The organism is Duganella phyllosphaerae, assembly GCF_001758785.1.
Lineage (GTDB): Bacteria > Pseudomonadota > Gammaproteobacteria > Burkholderiales > Burkholderiaceae_D > Rugamonas > Rugamonas phyllosphaerae.
In genome coordinates this window covers 122758-142249 of sequence record NZ_LROM01000147.1, presented here as the reverse complement: position 1 = coordinate 142249, position 19492 = coordinate 122758, and the positions used below count along the sequence as shown (strand labels likewise).

General features: G+C 63.8%; 18 protein-coding genes. 6 read left to right on the top strand and 12 right to left on the bottom strand.

Going from position 1 to position 19492, the window contains the following annotated elements:
• The 3 genes from carA to DUPY_RS24675 form a co-directional block, all read right to left on the bottom strand.
• Positions 1–1170 carry a glutamine-hydrolyzing carbamoyl-phosphate synthase small subunit gene (gene carA / locus DUPY_RS24685; RefSeq protein WP_070251788.1) on the bottom strand — a complete coding sequence of 390 codons (1170 nt, stop codon included), beginning with the start codon at positions 1168–1170 and terminating at the stop codon, positions 1–3.
• A 303-nt stretch (positions 1171–1473) separates the two neighbouring features.
• Positions 1474–1884, bottom strand: coding sequence for a GlcG/HbpS family heme-binding protein (locus DUPY_RS24680; RefSeq protein WP_070251787.1), 411 nt, complete (start codon positions 1882–1884; stop codon positions 1474–1476).
• A 26-nt stretch (positions 1885–1910) separates the two neighbouring features.
• A complete protein-coding gene (locus DUPY_RS24675; protein WP_070251786.1) occupies positions 1911–2825 on the bottom strand; it encodes a patatin-like phospholipase family protein in 915 nt (304 codons plus the stop codon).
• 155 nt (positions 2826–2980) lie between these two features.
• Between DUPY_RS24675 and DUPY_RS24670 the strand changes: the two genes are divergently transcribed.
• Positions 2981–6418, top strand: coding sequence for a DUF8487 domain-containing protein (locus tag DUPY_RS24670; RefSeq protein ID WP_084640881.1), 3438 nt, complete (start codon positions 2981–2983; stop codon positions 6416–6418).
• Here the strand turns inward: DUPY_RS24670 and DUPY_RS24665 are convergent, their stop codons facing one another.
• The gene (locus DUPY_RS24665) at positions 6419–7207 is read right to left on the bottom strand and encodes an alpha/beta fold hydrolase (RefSeq protein WP_229255492.1); all 789 of its coding nucleotides are present in this window, start codon (positions 7205–7207) and stop codon (positions 6419–6421) included.
• A 256-nt stretch (positions 7208–7463) separates the two neighbouring features.
• Here DUPY_RS24665 and DUPY_RS24660 point away from each other — a divergent pair, with 256 nt between their 5' ends.
• Positions 7464–7997, top strand: a complete 534-nt coding sequence (locus tag DUPY_RS24660; RefSeq protein WP_070251783.1) for a phasin family protein — start codon at positions 7464–7466, stop codon at positions 7995–7997.
• 11 nt (positions 7998–8008) lie between these two features.
• Here the strand turns inward: DUPY_RS24660 and DUPY_RS24655 are convergent, their stop codons facing one another.
• The gene (locus DUPY_RS24655) at positions 8009–9037 is read right to left on the bottom strand and encodes an SDR family oxidoreductase (protein WP_070251782.1); all 1029 of its coding nucleotides are present in this window, start codon (positions 9035–9037) and stop codon (positions 8009–8011) included.
• Between the two features lie 77 nt (positions 9038–9114).
• The gene (locus DUPY_RS24650) at positions 9115–9825 is read right to left on the bottom strand and encodes a glutathione S-transferase family protein (protein ID WP_070251781.1); all 711 of its coding nucleotides are present in this window, start codon (positions 9823–9825) and stop codon (positions 9115–9117) included.
• Positions 9826–9991: 166 nt separating this feature from the next.
• Between DUPY_RS24650 and DUPY_RS24645 the strand changes: the two genes are divergently transcribed.
• From DUPY_RS24645 to DUPY_RS24630, 4 genes are all read left to right on the top strand, one after another.
• Complete coding sequence (locus DUPY_RS24645; protein WP_070251780.1) at positions 9992–10786, top strand: MipA/OmpV family protein; 795 nt, start codon at positions 9992–9994, stop codon at positions 10784–10786.
• Between the two features lie 105 nt (positions 10787–10891).
• Positions 10892–11446, top strand: coding sequence for a hypothetical protein (locus DUPY_RS24640; protein ID WP_070251779.1), 555 nt, complete (start codon positions 10892–10894; stop codon positions 11444–11446).
• Positions 11447–11551: 105 nt separating this feature from the next.
• Positions 11552–13453, top strand: a complete 1902-nt coding sequence (locus tag DUPY_RS24635; protein WP_229255491.1) for an AI-2E family transporter — start codon at positions 11552–11554, stop codon at positions 13451–13453.
• Between the two features lie 65 nt (positions 13454–13518).
• Entirely contained in the window at positions 13519–13869 is a 351-nt protein-coding gene (locus tag DUPY_RS24630) for a YkvA family protein (protein WP_070251777.1), read from the top strand.
• A gap of 47 nt (positions 13870–13916) precedes the next feature.
• Here DUPY_RS24630 and phoR read toward each other — a convergent pair whose 3' ends face one another.
• The 6 genes from phoR to pstC are packed head-to-tail and all read right to left on the bottom strand — an operon-like array spanning position 13917 to position 19385.
• The gene (gene phoR, locus DUPY_RS24625; RefSeq protein WP_070251776.1) at positions 13917–15236 is read right to left on the bottom strand and encodes a phosphate regulon sensor histidine kinase PhoR; all 1320 of its coding nucleotides are present in this window, start codon (positions 15234–15236) and stop codon (positions 13917–13919) included.
• Between the two features lie 4 nt (positions 15237–15240).
• A complete protein-coding gene (gene phoB / locus DUPY_RS24620; RefSeq protein WP_019922128.1) occupies positions 15241–15933 on the bottom strand; it encodes a phosphate regulon transcriptional regulator PhoB in 693 nt (230 codons plus the stop codon).
• Between the two features lie 14 nt (positions 15934–15947).
• Positions 15948–16661, bottom strand: a complete 714-nt coding sequence (gene phoU, locus DUPY_RS24615) for a phosphate signaling complex protein PhoU (protein ID WP_070251775.1) — start codon at positions 16659–16661, stop codon at positions 15948–15950.
• Positions 16662–16695: 34 nt separating this feature from the next.
• Entirely contained in the window at positions 16696–17502 is an 807-nt protein-coding gene (pstB, locus tag DUPY_RS24610) for a phosphate ABC transporter ATP-binding protein PstB (protein WP_070251774.1), read from the bottom strand.
• Positions 17503–17547: 45 nt separating this feature from the next.
• Positions 17548–18435: a phosphate ABC transporter permease PstA gene (gene pstA, locus DUPY_RS24605; RefSeq protein ID WP_070251773.1), complete on the bottom strand. Its 888-nt coding sequence runs from the start codon at positions 18433–18435 to the stop codon at positions 17548–17550.
• Positions 18432–19385: a phosphate ABC transporter permease subunit PstC gene (gene pstC, locus DUPY_RS24600; RefSeq protein ID WP_070251832.1), complete on the bottom strand. Its 954-nt coding sequence runs from the start codon at positions 19383–19385 to the stop codon at positions 18432–18434. The genes pstA and pstC overlap by 4 nt, the downstream gene beginning before the upstream one ends.
• Between the last annotated feature and the right edge of the window lie 107 nt (positions 19386–19492).

Below are 19492 nucleotides of genomic sequence, written 5' to 3'. Positions count from 1 at the left end.
TTATTTCTTCTCCGTAGCTTCCATCAGGCCGATGAAGCGGTCAAACAGGTAAGCGACGTCAGTCGGGCCGGGCGATGCTTCAGGGTGGCCCTGGAAGCAGAACGCCGGAGTATCGGTGCGGGCAAAGCCCTGCAGCGAACCGTCGAACAGCGACACGTGGGTCACGCGGCAGTTGGCCGGCAGGGTGTCGGGGTCAACCGCGAAGCCGTGGTTCTGCGACGTGATCAGCACTTGCTTGCTGTCCAAGTCCTGCACCGGGTGGTTGGCGCCGTGGTGGCCGAATTTCATTTTCAGGGTGGTCGCGCCGGAAGCGAGGCCCATGATCTGGTGACCGAGGCAGATGCCGAACAGCGGGATCTTCTTGGCCATGAATTCACGGGCTGCAGCAATCGCGTAATCGCATGGCTGCGGGTCGCCGGGGCCGTTTGACAGGAACACGCCATCAGGATTGAGGGCCAGGACGTCGGCAGCGGAGGTTTGCGCCGGCACCACGGTGACCTTGCAGCCGCGCGCGGTGAGCATGCGCAGGATGTTGCGCTTGACGCCGAAGTCGTAGGCGACCACGTGGAATTTCTGGTCGGTGGCAGCCAGCTTGCCGTAGCCTTCACCGAGGGTCCATTCGGTTTCCACGGTCTCGTACGCCTTGGTCACCGACACCACCTTGGCCAGGTCCATGCCCGACAGGCCAGGGAACGAACGGGCCAGGTCCAGCGCTTGCGACGTCGATGGCTCGTTGCCCTGGGTGCCGACCAGGATGGCGCCGGACTGGGCGCCTTTTTCGCGCAGGATGCGGGTCAGTTTGCGGGTGTCGATACCGGCGATGGCGACGATGTTCTCGGCCTTCAGGTAATCGGCCAGCGACTGGGTGGAGCGGAAGTTCGAGGCCAGCAGCGGCAGGTCACGGATGATCAGGCCGGCGGCGTGCACCTTGGACGACTCGACGTCTTCGGGGTTGATGCCGTAGTTGCCGATGTGCGGGTAAGTGAGGGTGACGATCTGGCGGCTGTAGGAAGGATCGGTGAGGATCTCCTGGTAACCGGTCATGGACGTATTGAAGACGACTTCCCCGGTTGTATGACCGGCAGCGCCGATCGAAAAACCTTTGAAGATGGTTCCATCAGCGAGGGCCAGTATGGCTGGAACGGTGGAGCCAGAAAAAAATGGCGGCAAGGGCAACTCCTGATAAAGTTACCGTAGCTGCGCCACGTCAGACGACCGTCGTTGTGCCCGCGAAGTAAAACCGCGGAAAGAAGGTCAATTGATGATGGAGTGAGTGGTAGTCGCTACGGTAGGGTGTGATTGGCTAAACCTTTGAATTATAACCAGTTACCGGGGCTTTGACAAGGCGGGATCGGAGTTGGGTTTGCTGCAGGATGGGCCGAATTGGATCCCCGCGTGCGCGAGGATGACGGCTTTGCAGTGGCTGGCTTAAAATCCGTCATCCCCGCGCAGGCGGGGATCCAGGTTTTAGAACTACACCACCGCCGCAATCCCCGCCTTGGCAATCTGCGCGTCTTCGGTCGATTTCACGCCCGAAACTCCCACCGCACCGATCACGTGACCGTCAACGACGATCGGCACGCCGCCTTCGAGCATGCCGTCGGCGTACGGCGACGGCGCCGTCAGGAACGCGGTGCGGCCGCCGTTGATGATGTCCTCGTACACTTTCGACTCGCGCCGGCCCAGCGCGGCCACGCGTGCTTTCGATGGCGCGATGTGCGACGCCAGCGCGTTGGCGCCGTCATTGCGCTGCAACCACAGCAAGTGGCCGCCGTCATCGACGATGGCAATCACCACGGCCCAGTTGTTGGCCACGGCTTCCGCTTCGGCAGCGGCAGCGATTTTCTTGACGTCGGCAAGCGACAGGAACGGTTTGGTTTGCATAAGACTCCTCTGGTTGAATCGTTTTTTCAAGGCCGGCGCTTGGCTTCGAGCTTTTGCTTGATCTGCGCCATCACCAGCGCGGCAGCCTGTTCGCCGGCCAGGATGGCCTGGTTGCGGCTATTGAAATCGTTGCCGGCCATCTTGCCCAGGCTCGGCGTGATGACGATGTCGGCATCCTTCAATTCGTACTGGTTGATGCGCTGGCCCATGATCGAAAACGTCTGCATGATCACATCGACCGAGCTGACGGTGGCCTGCACGTCGGCCTGGGTGGAGATGTTGACGGCGATGACGAAGTCGGCGCCCATGTCGCGCGCGAACTTGACCGGCACCGGCGCCACCAGGCCGCCATCGACATAGGACTTGCCGTTGATGGTCACCGGCTGGAACACGCCCGGCACCGACGACGACGCCCGCACCGCCATGCCGGTATTCCCGCGCTGGAACAGGATCGGCTGGCCGTTTTTCAATTCGGTCGCCACTGCGCCGAACGGGATTTTCAGTTTTTCCATCGGCTGGTTGTTTACCGCCTTGTTGACGTACGCCTGCAGCGCCTCGCCTTTCAATACGCCGGTGCTCTTGCCGAACAGCGGCATGGCCCAGTCGGAGATCGCCGCTTCGTCCATGTCGAACGCCAGCTTTTGCAGCTGGAAGCCGGTATTGCCGGCCGCGTACAGGGCGCCGACCACGCTGCCGGCGCTGGTGCCGACCACCACGTCCGGGTAAATGCCTTGCGCTTCGAGCGCCTTGATCACGCCGATATGGGCGAAGCCGCGCGCGGCGCCGCCGCCCAGGGCCAGGCCGATCCTGATCTTCTTCGGTTCGGGCGCCGCGATCGGTGTGACCGGCGCCGGGGTGTCGATCACCGGGGTGGTTTTACAGCCGCTGATGGCGGCGATGGAAAAAGAGATAGCTAAAAGGGCAAGACGGCGTGATGGCATGGAAAGTCGCATGGAAAATGGGCGCAGCACATTCTAACGTAAGCGGCCCCGGCACCGCCAAACGCGCAGCGTTTTGAGCGCTGGCACGCCCGCAAGCTCCAAGCGATCGCCGATAATCTGCGCTTCTCAGCCATTGCCGTCGCCAAGGCCCCATCATGCAACGTGTCCTCGCCATCGCCCTCCTCCTCTTGTCGGCCATCGGCTGCGCCGGAGCCGCGCCGGCGCGACCGGCCGACCAGGCGCTCGACCTGGCCGGTACCTGGCGCTTTGCGCTCGACCGTGCCGACCAGGGCATACAACAGCAATGGTTCAAACAGGACTTGCAGGACAAGATCGCCCTGCCCGGCATCCTGCAAGCGCAAGGCTACGGCGACGACATCGACACCAGTACGCCGTGGGTGCTGTCGCTGTACGACAAACAGTGGGACCAGCGCCAGGACTACCAGACCCACACCACGCCCGGCAAGGTGAAAGTGCCGTTCCTGTCGCAGCCGCCCAAGCACTATCTTGGGGCAGCCTGGTACCAGCGCGATGTGGCTATCCCCACATCCTGGCGCGGCCAGCGCGTGGTGCTGCGCCTGGAGCGTCCGCGCTGGGGTTCCACCGTGTGGGTCGATGAGCGCAAGGTGGGCGAGAACCTGAGCCTGGTGGCCGAACACGACTACGACCTGGGCCTGCTGGCGCCGGGCCGGCACCGCGTCTCGATCCGGGTGGACAACCGCATGCTGATGGCCTACCGGCCCGACGCCCACTCGGTGTCCGATTCGCTGGGCATGAGCTGGAACGGCATCATCGGCAAGCTGGAACTGCGGGCGACGTCGCCGGTGTGGATCGACGACGCCCAGGTGTACCCGAACGTGCAAGACCGCACCGCGCTGCTAAAGATCAAACTCGGCAACGCCAGCGGGCGCGCCGGCATTGGCAGCATCACCGCCAACGGTGTGCGCCACCCGGTACGCTGGACTGCCGCCGGCGGCAGCGCCGAGGTCACCGTCAAGTTCGCGGCCAACGCGCCAACCTGGGACGAATTCCACCCGGTGCTGCACGACATCCGCCTGCAACTGCAAGGACCGAATGCAGCCGACACCAGGGACGTACGCTTCGGCTTCGCCCAGATCGCCGCCGTCGGCAAGGACTTCGTGCTCAATGGCCGCACGATTTTCCTGCGCGGCACCCACCACGGCGGCGACTTCCCACTGACCGGCTACCCACCGACCGATGTCGCCTACTGGCGCAAGATCATGCAGATCAACAAGGACTGGGGCATCAACCATATCCGCTTCCACTCGTTCTGCCCGCCCGAGGCGGCATTCCAGGCCGCCGACGAACTGGGCGTGTACCTGCAACCGGAACCGGGCATGTGGAACGACGTCTCCCCCGGCACACCGATGGAAGCGATGCTGTACCAGGAAACCGAGCGCATGATCCGCGCCTACGGCAACCACCCGTCGTTCCTGCTGCTGAGCCCCAGCAACGAACCGAAAGGCAAGTGGAAGCAAGCATTCGACCGGTGGATCGCCCACTACCGGCTGGCCGACCCATGGCGCCTGTACACAAACGGCACCGGCCACACCGAGAAACAGGTGCCGGGGCTGGCCGAGGGCACCGACTACCTGGCCATGCAGCGCATCGGCCCCAAGCCGCTGCGCGGTGAACGTGGCTGGTTCGGACGCGACTACGGCGCTTCGCTCGACGGTATCAACGTCCCTGTCGTCTCGCACGAAACCGGGCAATGGGTGGCCTACCCCGACTACGACATCATCGATAAATTTACCGGCTATCTGCGGCCCGGTAACTACGAGATCTTCCGCGACTCGCTGGCGCGCCACGGCATGGCCGCGCGCAACAAGGATTTCGCCTGGGCCTCGGGCAAGTTCCAGCTGCAAGCCTATAAAGAGGAAATCGAAGCGAACCTGCGCACGCCCGGTTTGAGCGGCTACCAGTTGCTGGACCTGCACGACTACCTGGGCCAAGGCACGGCACTGGTCGGCTTGCTCGATACTTTCTGGGAACCGAAGGGCTATGTGACGGCGCCCGAGTTCCGCCGCTTTAACGGCACGACGGTGCCACTGGCGCGCCTGGCCAAACGCGTGTACACGACTGCCGACAGCTTGATCGCACCGGTGGAAGTGGCGCACTTCGGCGCCGCACCGCTGGTCAATGCGCAGCCGCGCTGGCAGTTGCTCGACACTGGCGGTCGCGTAGCAGCCAGCGGCGACTTCGCGCGCCAGACGATTGCCATCGGCAAGAACATCGCGCTGGGCACGGTCACGCTGCCGCTGCGCGGGCTGGCGGCGCCGCAGACTTACCGGCTGGAGGTAACCATCGAAGGTGCGCCGGACGGCGCGGTCGGCAGCGCGTCCGCTCCCAAGCTGGCCGGCGCGGGCAATGGCGCGGGCAACAGTACCAGCAATGGCGCGGGCTTCGCAGCGCCGCACGGCGACACCGCAGGCGGGCCACACGTGGTCGCCCAGAACGACTGGCGCATCTGGGTGTACCCTGCGGCCGCCGCAGCACGAAAAGTAGAACCTGCCGACGTGCTGATCACGCGCAGCTGGGCCGCCGCCGAAGCGCGCCTGGCGCAAGGCGGCAAGGTGCTGTACCTGCCGCTGGCGGCGGACCTGGACTGGAGCGGCCCGCCGCTCGACAGCGTACCGGTGTTCTGGAACCGCCTGATGAACCCGGCCTGGAGCCGCACGCTGGGCGTGGCGATCGACAACCGCCACCCGGCGCTGGCGCACTTCCCCACCGACCGTTACAACGACTGGCAGTGGACGGAGCTGATCAAGGGCGCGCGCACCATCAATCTCGATCGATTGCCGGCCGCCTTGCAACCGATCGTGCAACCGGTCGATGACTGGAACCGCAACTACAAGCTGGGGTTACTGGTGGAAGCAAAAGTGGGCACCGGCCGCCTGATGATCGCCAGCGCCGACCTGGTCTCCAACCTGGACCAGCGCAACGTCGCGCGCCAGCTGCGCCAGTCGGTACTCGACTACATGGCCTCGAACCGCTTCGATCCGCAAGTGGCCATTACCGCTGCCGAGATGCGGCTGGCGCTGTTCGATACGCTGGTGATGAAAAAGCTCGGTGCGCAGGCGGCCGGCGGCAACAATCCGGCCTACGCCATCGACGGCGATCCGAATACGTTCTGGAACGCGGGCGACCAGAAGGCGCAGCGGGTGCCACAATCACTGACCATCAGCTTTGCCACACCGGCGACCTTCTCCGGCCTGGTCATCATGCCGCGCCAGAACCACCGCGACCACGAGGGCGATGTGCGCGATTACCTGGTGGAGACCAGCGACGATGGCGCCAGCTGGCAGGAACTGCAACGCGGTGCGCTGGTCTCGACGTACGACCAGCAGCGCATCGCCTTCGGCCGCAACGTCACCGCGCGCCAGCTGCGTTTCACCGCGCTGTCGGGCTTTGGTACCGACAACACGGCAGCGCTGGCGGAGGTGGCGCTGGTGTACACCGGCGCGCCGCTGCCGGAAAACAGCGGTGCGGTCGACTACAAGCGGGTGCAGTCGGCGTCGAGCGATATCGATGAAAACCTCGGGCCGGCGGAGCCGAAAAAACCGGCGAAATAATTAAGCGCCGATCCCGCACTCTTCCAGGGTGAGTTCCAGCAGCGGAAAATGCCCGGTCTCCACCTTGAAGAACTCGGCTTGGGGGAAGATCACGTTCCATACCGTCTGATCCTGCTGCGCATCGATCAGCGGATCGTGCGCGCCGAACAGCACTGTCACGGATCCGGTAAACGGGCTGGCTACCGGACGGCGGTCGATCGCCGAAAAATCGTCGGACGTCGCCACCGACGTCGGACCGTCGAATGCGCCCGGCTGCTCGATCAGCTCGGCGAACGAGCGTGCTGCCGCCGCGCCGCCGTTGGGGCCGAAGTACAGCGACGTCACATCGGGCAGCAGCGACAGCGCGCCGAACACGTCCCAGAAACGCGGCCGGCCCGGGTCGTCCTCGTAGGCGGCCAGCGCAATGGCCAACTGGCCGGCGCCCGGGTGGTCGGTGTGCACCCGGAACGCACGCCGGGCCAGCCGCAGCGCGGCCTGCTCGGGGTCGAAAGTGGGCGCCAGCAGCACGATGCGGTCGATCAGCTCGGGCGCATGGGTGGCCAGGTGCACGGCCAGGTGGGCGCCGAAGGAACTGGCGGCCAGCGTGACCGGCGCACCGCGCTCGGCGGCCAGCCGGCGCAATTCTTCCAGCGCGGACGCCTGCAGGTCGAGGAACGGCCGCGCCGCGCACGGCTTGGCCAGCGGCTGGCGCCACCAGTGAACATGGGTCGCGTCGGGATACCGGTCGCGCTCAAAGACGGGTCCCAGGCCAGGACCGCCATGCAAGTAAAGAACTGAAGGTGCCGACATGTTTTCTCCTGAAGAAGGTGAATATTATAGTCGGCGCCACCATGCGTCGCAGCCTGTATTACGGCTGGGTCGGCTTGCAGTTCTTAAGCGTTGCTTAGAGTGCCAGGAAATGAGGCAATGTAAGAAATTTAACCTTTTCTGATCCGGCAGGTATGGCGTGCGGCGCTTTAACCTGCGAAACTACGAGGCTGGGCGTCCGGCCAAAGCGCCCTCGGCAGTTCCTGTATTGGCCCCTTTCCAGTTTGAGGAGCATCACATGAATTCGTTTGTGGACACCGTCTCGCCGCTAGCCAAAGAACACATGGAAGCAAGAATCGCGTACTTCAACGACGTGGCGCTGGCCGTGGTTAACTCCACCCGGCAACTTGCAGAAGCCAACCTGCAATTCGGCCGCGACTGGCTGCAGCAATCGGCCAACGCCTGGCAACAAGCCGTGCTCACGCCCGCCGCCGAGCGCAGCGAAGTCGCCGGCCCCACCGCTGAGGCGGTCGTCCAGGCCTTGCAGTCGTATCAGAAACAGGTGGCGCAAGTCGCCAGCGACTTTCAGACATCGATCACCGACGTCATGCGCCAGCACGTGCCGCAAACCACGCGCACCGCCACCGCGCTGGCCGAGGTGGTGTCGCACAAGGCGGCCACCGAAACCGACCAGCAATGGCGCATCAACCAGACCGCCAGCCGCGACCTGATCGACCAGGCCAGCCGCTTCGCCCAGGCCGCCACACAAAACCGCGCCATGCAGGAACCGGCATCGATGCAAAGCGCGGAAGACAGCGGCAACAAGAACTAGCAATCAGGCGGTTATGGACCGCCCGCTCCGCCCACGGCCGCGTACACTTGCCCGGTGGCGTAGCTCGACTCGTTAGAGGCCAGCAACACGTACACGCCGGCCAGCTCGGCTGGCTGGCCCGGGCGTTGCAGCGGCGAGTCGGCGCCAAACTCCGGCAGCTTTTCCGGCGGCTGGCCACCGGTCACCTGCAGCGGGGTCCAGAACGGCCCCGGCGCCACCGCGTTCACGCGGATGCCCTTCGGCGCCAGCTGCTTGGCCAATCCCTTGCTGAAATTCATGATCGCCGCCTTGGTGGACGCATAGTCGAGCAGGTTCTCGCTCGGATCGTACGCCTGCACCGACGTGGTGTTGATGATGGTCGCCCCCGGCTTGAGCAGCGGCACCGCCGCCTTGGTCACCCAGAACGTCGCATACACGTTGGTTTTATAGGTCTCGTCGAACTCGGCCGTGGTCAGTTCGAGAATGGATTTGCGCGAAAACTGGCGGGCGGCGTTGTTGACCACGATGTCGAGACCGCCAAGATCGCGCGCCGCGTCAGCCACCAGCTTGCGGCAGAATGCCTCATCCTTGAGGTCGCCCGGAATCAGCACGGCCTTGCGCCCGGCGGCGCGGATCAGGTCGGCCACTTCGCGTGCATCGGCTTCCTCGGCCGGCAAGTAGTTGATCGCCACGTCGGCGCCTTCGCGCGCGTAGGCGATGGCGGCAGCGCGGCCGATGCCCGAGTCGCCGCCGGTGATCAAGGCCTTGCGCCCCTTGAGGCGGCCACTGCCCTTGTAACTGGTTTCGCCATGATCGGGACGCGGTTTCATCTTGCCGGTCAGGCCCGGCCACGGTTGCTGCTGGGTCTCGAACGGCGGCTGTTTATAGGCGGTACGGGGATCGAGCAGCGGCACATCCGGTGCGGATGCCGGCGTGCCCTGGGCATTGCCGCCAGCTGGAGCTGCGGCAGCCGAGGCCGGGACGATGGCAGCACCGAGCAGACCGGTGGCCAGGCCACCGACCATCGCGCGGCGCGACGAATTGGGATTTTCAGGTTGCATGATTGCCTTTCAGTGGGAACGGGGGAGTAACCGATGATTTCAAGTTCTCCCCGCACACACTGTGCGGCACTGCACCTTTAAAGGAAGCGCTCGGGAATACCGGCCACGAACGGATACAGCGAGAAGTACGGCTTGGACTCTTCCAGCACGCGTTGCACCGACGGGCGCAGCACCAGCCGCTCGAAATACGATTGCAAATTGGTGTATTCCTCGGGGAATGGCAGCAGCGTGGCGGCATAGAACAGTGCCGGCGCCGCCGCGCAATCGGCCATGCTGAAGTGCTCGCCACTCATCCATGCGCGGCTGGCCATGCGCTTTTCGATCATCTTGTAGGCGGTCTTGAGCTTGGTGCGCTCCTTGGTGCGGTCGCACTGCATGCCGGTCAGGTGGCCGGTGACGATGGTCTGCACCGGCACCTGCACGTAATTGTCGAAGAAGCGGTCCCACAGGCGCACGTCGAGCGCGGCGTCCCAGTCGGCCGGGATCATCGGTTGCGGGCCGGGAAAATGGCGGTCCAGGTACTCGATGATGATCGAAGTTTCCGGAATATCGCGCAGCCGCTCGTGGTCGCGGATCACCGGGAACTTGCAGATCGGCCACATGGCAGTGAGTTCGGCGCGGTCGGCGTCCTCGCCCACGTTGATGATGCGCTTGTCGAAGTCGGTGCCGTTCTCGTACAGGGCGATCAGCACCTTGTGGCAGAACGAGGCCAGCGGGTGGTAATACAGGGTCAGCGCGGGCTGGGGGGCGGACCCAGGTGCGGTTTGTATTGCAGCGGTATCAGGCATGGCGGCTCCAGGGGGCGCGGCATCGGCAGGCGATACCAGTGAATTCGCCAAATGATACTTCACCTGCGGTGTCGGCGTCTGGCGCGGTTTGTGACACACTGCCACCCGTCCCGGCCGGCACGCCAAGATGCCAGCAGACTCCGAACCACTTACTCAGGAAAACATCATGCGTTTCAGCCTCAATTTCAACCTCAAGTTAGCGCCCCTGTTCGCCACCCTGTGCGCTGTCGGCGCCGCCGGCCATGCTGCTGCCCAGGCCGCCCCCGAAGGCACGCTGGTCGGCATCGGCATCGGCTACGTGCCCGAATACGCCGGCGCCGACGACAACCATTTCGTGGGCGTGCCCATCGTCGACCACAGCTTCGGCAACGGCTTCTTTGCCAGCACCCGGCGCGGCCTCGGTTACCAGACTGCGGCCGGCGGCTTCGGCCTGTCGGCTGCGTTGACCTACGGCGGCAAGCGCGACGAGCACAAGCGTAACTTCGGCGCCGGCTCCGACGACCTGCGCGGCATGGGTAACGTCAGTGGCGGCGCGCTGGCCTTGCTGACCGCCACCTACAAGGTGGGCACCATCGGCCTGTCGCTGAGCACCGCCCAGGCCCTGTCCCGGCGCGAAAACGGCAGCACCTACACGATCGGCGCCTCGACGCCGTTCTACACCAGCGCCACCGACCAGCTGTCGTTCAACGCGGCCGCCGTATATGGCGACAACAAGCACGCGCAAACTTATTACGGCGTGACCGCCGCCCAGAGTGCGCGCTCGGGCTATGGCAGTTACCGCGCCGAACGCGGCTTCGAGAATATCAACGTCGGTGTCAGCTGGAACCACGCGATCGATGCGCGCTGGTCGGTCACCAGCGCCGCAAGCGCCACCCGCCTGGTGGGCGACGCTGCCGACAGTCCGCTGACCAAGCGCAAGACCACGCCGATGGTCACGACCGGCCTGGTCTACAAGTTCTGAGGACAGGACGCGGGAGACTATGTGGTTGAAAGTCAATGTTTACCGAAAGTATTACTTTTTGTGCTAACCTGACTTGGTCTTCCGCTTATAACCCAAGGAGTTGCCATGTCGCGCATCGAAGGTTCGGCTTCGTTCAAGGTCCAGGGCCCTGTCACTTCTATCGGCCAATTGGTCGAGCAAAAGAAAATGGTGGCGTTCAAGCTGCCCGAGCACGTGCAGGCCGAGCTGGCCCTGCACGACCAGCAGGTGGCGGCGCGCCAGCAAGCCAGCCAGGCGGCGGCCGCTGCCAATCCCGACAAGGTGTTCGCGCAGATCGTCAAGAATGGCCAGGTGGTGGCCATGGTGTACGACAGCGGCAGCACGTACACCCAGCAAAACGTGCCAGGCCTTAAGCTCACCGAAGACTATGCTGGCCAGAGCCTGGCCGACCGCCGGCTGGCGGAACTGATGCGGGCCGTACCGGGCAAGGTGATTTACGATCACTTCCTGCCGCTGCCCGGCCAGACCAGCGCCAGCGACTTCGCCTCGTCGTCCAGGGTGGACCAGTCACAGCTGCCGACGGTGACTGCACGCGGCCTGAGCGACATGGTGGACGAGATCAACGCCGCCCGCGATGCGGCCATGCAGGCCGCCGGCATCACGCCCAGGAAAGTCGGCTGACCCTGTTGCGCGGGGTAAATTCGATTGACACCGTGCACCCCATAATCTAGGCTCGAAAAGCAGGCGCGTCGCCCTGCGTCACGCTCACGATTTTCAGGGAACACGGTGTCAGATTCATTACCAGCTCGCGTATTACCCAACGCCGTTGTCGGCCTGGTCGGCACCGCCACCGTCCTGGCACTGTTGTATTTCGGCCGCGATGTGCTGATCCCGATCACCCTCGCCTTCATCCTCAGCTTTTTGATTGCGCCGTTCGTGCGCGCCCTGCGCCGCCTGGGGCTGGGACCGACCGCCTCGGTGCTCACCGGCGTGGCGGTGGTGGCCGCTTGCGTGCTGATGGCCGGCGCGGTGATCGTCACCCAGGTCACGCGCCTGGGCGCCAGCCTGCCGCAGTACCAGGACACCATCGCCACCAAGCTCGAAGTACTCAACGAGATCACGCGCGGCACCATCGGCAGCATCGGCGGACCGGCCGGGCAATTGATCGAGCACCTGACCCAGGGCTCAACCGATGAATTCGGCAAGCCGGAAAAGCCGCGCCTGACCAGCGACGGCACCACCCCGGTGCTGGTGGAAATTCACGAGCCGGACTTGAAGCCGCTGCAAATCCTCAGCAAGGTGGTGGCCTCGGTGTGGCCGCCGCTGGAGACGGCCGGCATTGTCTTCATCGTGCTGATCTTCGTGCTGCTCGAACACGAATCGCTGCGCGACCGCTTTATCCGCCTGGCCGGTGGCGAGGACTTGCGCGCCACCACGGTAGCGGTCAACGACGCGGGCGAGCGCTTGTCACGCTTTTTCATCTCGCAGTTCGCGGTCAATGCCTGTACCGGGCTGGTGATCTGGATCGGCTTGTCGATCATCGGCCTGTCGCAGGCGCTGCTGTGGGCCACCATGACCGCCGTGCTGCGCTACGTGCCTTACGTCGGCTTCTGGATTGCCGCGCTGTGCGCCACCCTGCTGGCCGCCGCCATCGACCCGGGCTGGTCGCTGGCGCTGATGACGCTCGGTATCTTTTTGATCGTGGACATCATCGTGGCCCAGACCGTGGAGCCCAAGCTGTACGGCCACACCACCGGGCTGTCGCCGCTGTCGGTGGTGGTGGCGGCGATTTTCTGGAGCTGGATCTGGGGCCCGGTGGGACTGGTGCTGTCCACCCCGCTCACCTTGTGCCTGGTGGTGGCGGGCCGCTATATCCGGGCCTTGAAGGTGCTGGAAATCATGTTCGGTGAATTGCCGGCACTGACCCTGCCGCAGAATTTCTACCAGCGCGCCTTGTCGGGCGACGCCCACGAGATCATCGACGCGGCGCGCCGCTACATGCGCAAGAAGACGCTGGCCCAGTACTGCGACAGCGTGCTGGTGCCGGCGCTGCACCTTGCCAATTTCGACCTGCGCGGCAAAACCATCACGACCGATGAACAAGCCAAGGTCACCACCGCCATCATCACCGTGATCGAGGCGCTGAGCGACCGCAAGTCCTGGTGGCGCCGCCCCAAGGCGCCCAAGGCCGGCAAAGGCAGCTCGGCGCTGGCCGGCATGGGCATCGGCCGCCAGCTGCGCGAGCGGCGCATCTCGGCCACCGGCGAATGGCAGGGATCGTTCGACATCCCGCCAGGCAGCATGATCCTGAGCGTGGGCCTGGCGACGTCATACGACGAACTGGCCACCGAGATCCTGGTGCGCATCATGCGCGACCAGAAGCTCGACGCCCGCAGCATGAGCAGCGAAGACATCGACGAGCCGCTGCCGCCCGAGGCCACGGCCGAACTGGTGTCCATCGTGTGCCTGGTGTCGGTCGATCCTGTCAACGACACGCCGCAAATGCGCCAGTTGATGGCCGAGCTGCGGGTACGGCTGCCGCACGCCAAGCAGCTGGCGGTTCTGCTGCCGAGCCCGTTCGGCGACCGCGACCTCAAAGATTGCGACTTCCCGCAGGCCGACCACGTCTCCGATTCGTTCGAAGATGCGGTGAATGCTTGCTTGCGGGCCATGCCGCGCAAGGCATAGCGCGACGCCGAAGCGGGTTTGCCGCTACTATAGCCCGCATCACCACCATGAGACTGGAACAGCCAATGGCAAAGACCGACAACGCCGCCGACTACACGGCGCAGTATTCCGACGACGGCTTCTGGGGCAAGGTGAAGGCCTACGCCAAGACGGCGGGCCGCGGCGTGCTGGAGCCGGCACTGAAGATGTACTACTCGGCCACCGACCCGGACACACCGCGCTGGGCCAAGGCCACCATCTACGGCGCGCTCGGCTATTTCATCTCGCCGCTGGACGGCATACCCGACCTGCTGCCGGTGGTCGGGTACAGCGATGACCTGGGGATTTTATTGGCGGCGCTGGGCGCGGTGGCCGTGTACATCAAGGATGAGCACAAGGCCAAGGCCCAGGCCACGCTGGCGCAGTGGCTGGACTGACAGGGGGCTTTTTAACCCCGTGACCCCGCTGCGTTGGGGGTGCGGGGTCAGGCCTGCCCGAGCAGCAATTCAGCCTGCTTCGGCACGATCGCGCTCTTGGGCAGGCAGACGATAAAGGTACTGCCCTTGCCTGCTTCCGACTTGATCTGCAATGTGCCGCCATGGCGCAGCAGCACGTGCTTGACGATGGCCAGGCCCAGGCCGGTGCCCTGGGTTTCGCGCGAGCGGCTCTTGTCCACCCGGTAGAAACGCTCGGTCAGGCGCGAGATGTGCTCCGGGCTGATGCCGATGCCGGTATCTTCCACCTTGAATTTGATGCCCGCCTCGAACTCGCGCCACACCAGCGCGATCTTGCCGCCAGCCGGCGTGTAGCGCACCGCGTTCGACGCCAGGTTGCCGAAGGCGCTGTGCAATTCGTCGTAGCTGCCCACGATGTCCGGGCCGTCGATCTGCAGGGTGATCTCGTGCTTGCCGGCCGATAAGGCGCGGGCGTCGCTGGCCACCTGCTCCATCAGGCGGCCGATATCGACCGTCTCGGGCCGCATCGGGTAATCGACCGATTCGAGCCGCGACAAGGTCAGCATGTCCTCGATCAGGTGCTGCATGCGGTGGCCCTGCTCGGTCATCAGTTTCAAATGGGAGTTGCGGGTGGCCACGTCGAGACCCTCGGAGGCGGCAATTTCCAGGAAACCGACGATCACCGTCAACGGCGTGCGCAGCTCGTGCGACGCGTTGGCGATGAAGTCGCGCCGCATCTCTTCGATGCGCTCGGTTTCGGTGGCGTCGTGCGTGACCAGGATCTGGCGCCGGTTCTCGAACGGAATGATGTGCACGATCAGCTTGCGCTCGCGGAAGCTGATCGTCAGCGGCTGCTCGTAGCGACCGAGGATGATGTAATCCATGAAGTCCGGGTTACGCACCAGGTTGGTCACGCGCATGCCCTTGTCGCGCTCGTGCGTGAGGCCCAGGTGCTTTTCGGCAGCCGGGTTGCACCACTCGAGGAACAGCACGTCGTCCATGATCACCACGCCGTCGGGCAGCAAGTGCATGGCCTGGCGGAAGCGCGCCAGCCACTCGGTCAGCTCGGTCTGGTTTTTTTCGTCGTCGCGGCGCATGCGGTACAGGCGCGAGAAGATATTGGTCCAGGCGCCCCAGCCATCGGGCAGCTTGGCGCTTTGCGGGTCGTCCATCCAGTTGCTGAGCTGGTAAAGGTAGGACAGTTGCACGAACACCATCACCATCGTTGCCAGCAAGGCGACCACCACGCCGGTCATCCAGCCGAACATCCAGCCCAGCAACGCGCAGCCCGCCGCGACGAGCGCAGTGCGCAAGGCGGCGGGTACCCAGAACAGCAATTTTGGATTCATGAGACTAGGTTTTCTCCGACAACATATAACCAACGCTGCGCACGGTCTTGATCAGGTGCTCGGCTTCTTTCAACGCTTTGCGCAGGCGCAGCACGTGCACATCCACCGTACGCTCCTCGATTACCACGTGGTCGCCCCACACCTTGTCGAGCAACTGGCTGCGCGAAAACACGCGCTCGGGGTGGGCCAGCAGGAATTTGAGCAGCTTGTACTCGGCGTGGCCGATGTCGATCTTCTGGTCGTCCATCGACACCGTGCAGCTGACCGGGTCGAGCGCGATATTGGCCGCCCGCATGGTCGATTGCGCGTGTTCCGGGCTCTTGCGGCGCAGCAGCGCACGGGCGCGGGCCAGCAGTTCGCGCGGCGAGAACGGCTTGGTGACGTAGTCGTCGGCGCCGGTGTTCAGGCCTGCCAGCTTGTCCTCTTCCATGCTCTTTGCAGTGAGCATGATGACCGGAATTTCCTGGAAATTGCGGTCGGAACGGATGCGCGCCAAGAGGCGCAAGCCGGTTTGATCCGGCAACATCCAGTCGAGCAAAATCAGCTGCGGCGTGCGGGTCTGGATGAACTCCCACGCCTCGCCCACGCTTTGCACCGCGCAGCAGTTCCAGCCTGCCTCACGCAGCGAAAAAGTCACCAACTCGACAATCGCCGGTTCATCTTCCACGATCAGTACGGTGGTTTTATCGGATGCCATATGTTCGTATTTCTTTACTGTGCAGGTTCGATGTTGTCTTCGATGACAGGCGCGGTCTTGGTGTGACGGATGTCCTTGCCTTCAACCACGTAGATCACGTACTCGGCGATGTTCTTGGCATGGTCGCCGATGCGCTCGATGGCCTTGGCCACCCACAGCGTGTCGAGCGCGGCCGAAATCGTGCGCGGATCTTCCATCATGAACGTGATCAGGTTGCGCATGATCGAGCGGAATTCGTGGTCGATCACGGCATCCTGGGCGATCAGTTTCAGGGCCTGGACACCGTCGTTGCGTGCAAAGGCGTCAAGCGCATCGTGCAGCATGTCGCTGGTGTTGTTGGCGATGTTGCGCACCATTTCGTAGTGATTGACGGTGGCGGTGCCGCGCGAATGCAGCGCCTTGGCGGTGCGGGCGATCTTGGTCGCTTCGTCGCCGATGCGCTCGAGGTCGGTAATCACCTTGATGGTGGCCATGATGGTGCGCAGGTCGTTGGCGGCCGGCTGGCGGCGCACGATCAGGTGGCTGCAGGCGTCGTCGAGCGACACTTCGAGCTGGTTGACGGTGTCGTCTTCGCGCATCACGCGGTCGGCGCGTTCCGGGTTGCCGATGCGAAAGCACGTCATGGCGTCGAGGAACTGGGTCTCGACGATGCCGCCCATCAAGAGCACCTTCGAGCGGATCGCTTCGAGTTCGTTATCGTATTGTTTGGATGAGTGTTCACCGATCATGCCGATTCTCCGTATTGTCGTATTATAAGTTCGATCAGCCGAAGCGGCCGGTGATGTAATCCTGGGTTTCTTTGCGGGCAGGATTCATGAAGATCTGGTCGGTCTCGCCGAACTCCACCAGCTCGCCCAAATACATGTAGGCGGTGTAGTCGGAGCAGCGCGCCGCCTGCTGCATATTGTGGGTGACGATGGCGATGGTGTAGTCCTGCTTCAGTTCGCTGATCAGCTCTTCCACTTTCGAGGTCGAAATCGGGTCCAGTGCAGAGGTTGGCTCGTCGAGCAGCAGCACGTCCGGTTTCACCGCCACGCCGCGCGCGATGCACAGGCGCTGTTGCTGGCCACCCGACAGCGACAGGCCGCTCTTGGTCAGCTTGTCTTTCACTTCGCCCCACAGTGCCGCTTTTTTCAGCGCCCACTCCACGCGCTCGTCCATCTCGCCTTTCGACAGGTCTTCGTACAGGCGCACGCCGAACGCGATGTTGTCGTAGATCGACATCGGGAACGGCGTCGGCTTCTGGAACACCATGCCGATTTTGGCGCGCAGCATGTTCAAGTCCTGGCCGGCCTCGAGGATGTTACGGCCGCGGTACATGATCGCGCCTTCGGCGCGCTGACCAGGGTACAGGTCGTACATACGGTTGAGCGTGCGCAGCAGGGTCGACTTGCCGCAACCCGACGGGCCGATGAAGGCCGTCACCTGGCGCTCATGGATGTTCAGGTTGACGTTGGTCAGGCTCTGGGTCTTGCCGTAGAAAAAATTCAGGTTCGAGATGGCGATGGTCGTGCGCTTGCCGGCGCCTGCAAGCGCGGAGGTCGTTTCTGGGCTCAGTTGCGTATTCATTATGTATCGATCGCTTTATAAGTGGTCGCTAATTATTTCGTCGAATTAATTCGGAATTTTTTGGGAGAACATGGTGCGCGAGATGATGTTAAGCGCCAGCACACTGAAGGTGACCAGCAGCGCACCGCCCCAGGCCAGTTCGCGCCAGTTGTCGTACGGGCTCATGGCGAAGCCGTAAATCACCACCGGCAGGTTGGCCATCGGGCCGTTCATGTCCTTGCTGAAGAACTGGTTGTTCAGGGCGGTGAACAGCAGCGGCGCGGTCTCACCCGAGATGCGGGCCACGGCCAGCAGCACACCGGTGATCACGCCGGCTTTCACGGCGCGCAGGCGCACCGTCATCGCCACCTTCCAGCGCGGCGCGCCGAGGGCAAACGCCGCTTCCAGCAGGCTGCTCGGTACCAGGCGCAGCATGTTGTCGGTGGTGCGCACCACGACCGGCACGGCGATCAGGGCCAGCGCGATCGAACCGGCATAACCGGAGTAATGGTTGGTGGTGGCCACGTAAGCGGCCCACACGAACATGCCGATCACGATCGACGGCGCCGACAGCATGATGTCGGTCACAAAGCGGGTGACAGCGGCCAGCTTGTTCTCGTTGCCGTACTCGGCGAGGTACATGCCGGCCAGGATGCCGATCGGCGTGCTCACCAGCGTGGACAGACCGACGATCATGAAGCTGCCGAAGATGGCGTTGGCCAGACCGCCGCCTTCGCTGCCCGGCGCCGGGGTGCTCTCGGTGAACATGTTGACCGACAGGGCCGAGAAGCCGTTGATGATCAGCGTGATCAGGATCCAGGCCAGCACGGCCAGGCCCAGCGACATCGCCAGCACCGACATGGCGATCCCCATGCGGTGACGGAACAGGCGCTTGCGGTACACCTTGTTCATCGGAACGATCGGTTCCTGCGGGTTGATGGCGGCTTGGTTCATTTGAGGCCTTCCTTGCGGGACATGCCAACCAACATCAGCTTGGCGGCGGACAGGACGATAAAGGTGATGACAAACAGGATCAGTGCCAGCGCAAACAGCGAGGAGGTGTGCAGCACGGTGTCCGATTCGGCGAATTCGTTGGCCAGGGTGGAGGCAATCGAGTTACCGGCAGCGAACAGCGAGAACGACAGCTTGTTGGCGTTACCGATCACAAACGTTACCGCCATGGTCTCGCCCAGGGCGCGGCCCAGGCCCAGCATCACGCCGCCGACCACGCCGGTCTTGGTATATGGCAACACGATCTTGCGCACCACTTCCCAGCGGGTGCAGCCCAGACCGTAAGCCGATTCCTTCAGTACCGCCGGCACGATCTCGAACACGTCGCGCATCACCGACGAGATGAACGGGATGATCATCACGGCCAGGATCAGGGCGGCGGTCAGGATGCCGATGCCCATGGTCGGGCCGCTGAAGAAGGGTCCGATGATCGGCAGCACGCCCAGGGTGCTTTTCAGGAACGGCTGCACGTAGTCGCCGAACAGCGGCGCGAACACGAACAGGCCCCACATGCCGTAGATGATCGACGGCACGCCGGCCAGCAGTTCGACCGCGGTACCGAGCGGGCGGCGCAGCGAGGCGGGGCAAATTTCGGTGAGGAACAGCGCGATGCCAAAGCTGATCGGGAACGCGATCAGCAGGGCGATGCCGGAGGTGGCCAGGGTGCCGACGATGGCGATCATGGCGCCGTACTGGTCGTTGACCGGGTCCCACTCCACGCGGGTGATGAAGCCGGGGCCGAACTCCTTGAAGGCCGGCCAGGCGCCGACCATGAGCGAGATGATAATGCCGAGCAGCACCAGCAGCACCGACAGGGCGAACAGCATGGTGGTCTTGTGGAAGATGAAATCCTGGATGCGCTGCTTGCGCATGGTCCGCATCATCGACTGCATGGCGGCTTGGTCAGCGGCGGTGGCCTGCGCGGTAGAAAACTGCGAGGCCGGCTCCGGTTTTGGAATTGGCGTGGAAGTGATGTCAGCGCTCATATTGTTATCTCGGG

Bases quoted from the DNA above. Each gene is read 5' to 3' on its own strand.
- pstC (WP_070251832.1), bottom strand. From the start codon at position 19,385: ATGCAGTCGATGATGCGGACCATGCGCAAGCAGCGCATCCAGGATTTC.
- DUPY_RS24670 (WP_084640881.1), top strand. From the start codon at position 2,981: ATGCAACGTGTCCTCGCCATCGCCCTCCTCCTCTTGTCGGCCATCGGC.
- DUPY_RS24640 (WP_070251779.1), top strand. From the start codon at position 10,892: ATGTCGCGCATCGAAGGTTCGGCTTCGTTCAAGGTCCAGGGCCCTGTC.
- DUPY_RS24650 (WP_070251781.1), bottom strand. From the start codon at position 9,825: ATGCCTGATACCGCTGCAATACAAACCGCACCTGGGTCCGCCCCCCAG.
- pstA (WP_070251773.1), bottom strand. From the start codon at position 18,435: ATGAACCAAGCCGCCATCAACCCGCAGGAACCGATCGTTCCGATGAAC.
- DUPY_RS24645 (WP_070251780.1), top strand. From the start codon at position 9,992: ATGCGTTTCAGCCTCAATTTCAACCTCAAGTTAGCGCCCCTGTTCGCC.
- phoU (WP_070251775.1), bottom strand. From the start codon at position 16,661: ATGATCGGTGAACACTCATCCAAACAATACGATAACGAACTCGAAGCG.
- DUPY_RS24630 (WP_070251777.1), top strand. From the start codon at position 13,519: ATGGCAAAGACCGACAACGCCGCCGACTACACGGCGCAGTATTCCGAC.
- phoR (WP_070251776.1), bottom strand. From the start codon at position 15,236: ATGAATCCAAAATTGCTGTTCTGGGTACCCGCCGCCTTGCGCACTGCG.
- DUPY_RS24660 (WP_070251783.1), top strand. From the start codon at position 7,464: ATGAATTCGTTTGTGGACACCGTCTCGCCGCTAGCCAAAGAACACATG.
- DUPY_RS24665 (WP_229255492.1), bottom strand. From the start codon at position 7,207: ATGTCGGCACCTTCAGTTCTTTACTTGCATGGCGGTCCTGGCCTGGGA.
- DUPY_RS24655 (WP_070251782.1), bottom strand. From the start codon at position 9,037: ATGCAACCTGAAAATCCCAATTCGTCGCGCCGCGCGATGGTCGGTGGC.
- pstB (WP_070251774.1), bottom strand. From the start codon at position 17,502: ATGAATACGCAACTGAGCCCAGAAACGACCTCCGCGCTTGCAGGCGCC.
- phoB (WP_019922128.1), bottom strand. From the start codon at position 15,933: ATGGCATCCGATAAAACCACCGTACTGATCGTGGAAGATGAACCGGCG.
- DUPY_RS24680 (WP_070251787.1), bottom strand. From the start codon at position 1,884: ATGCAAACCAAACCGTTCCTGTCGCTTGCCGACGTCAAGAAAATCGCT.
- DUPY_RS24675 (WP_070251786.1), bottom strand. From the start codon at position 2,825: ATGCCATCACGCCGTCTTGCCCTTTTAGCTATCTCTTTTTCCATCGCC.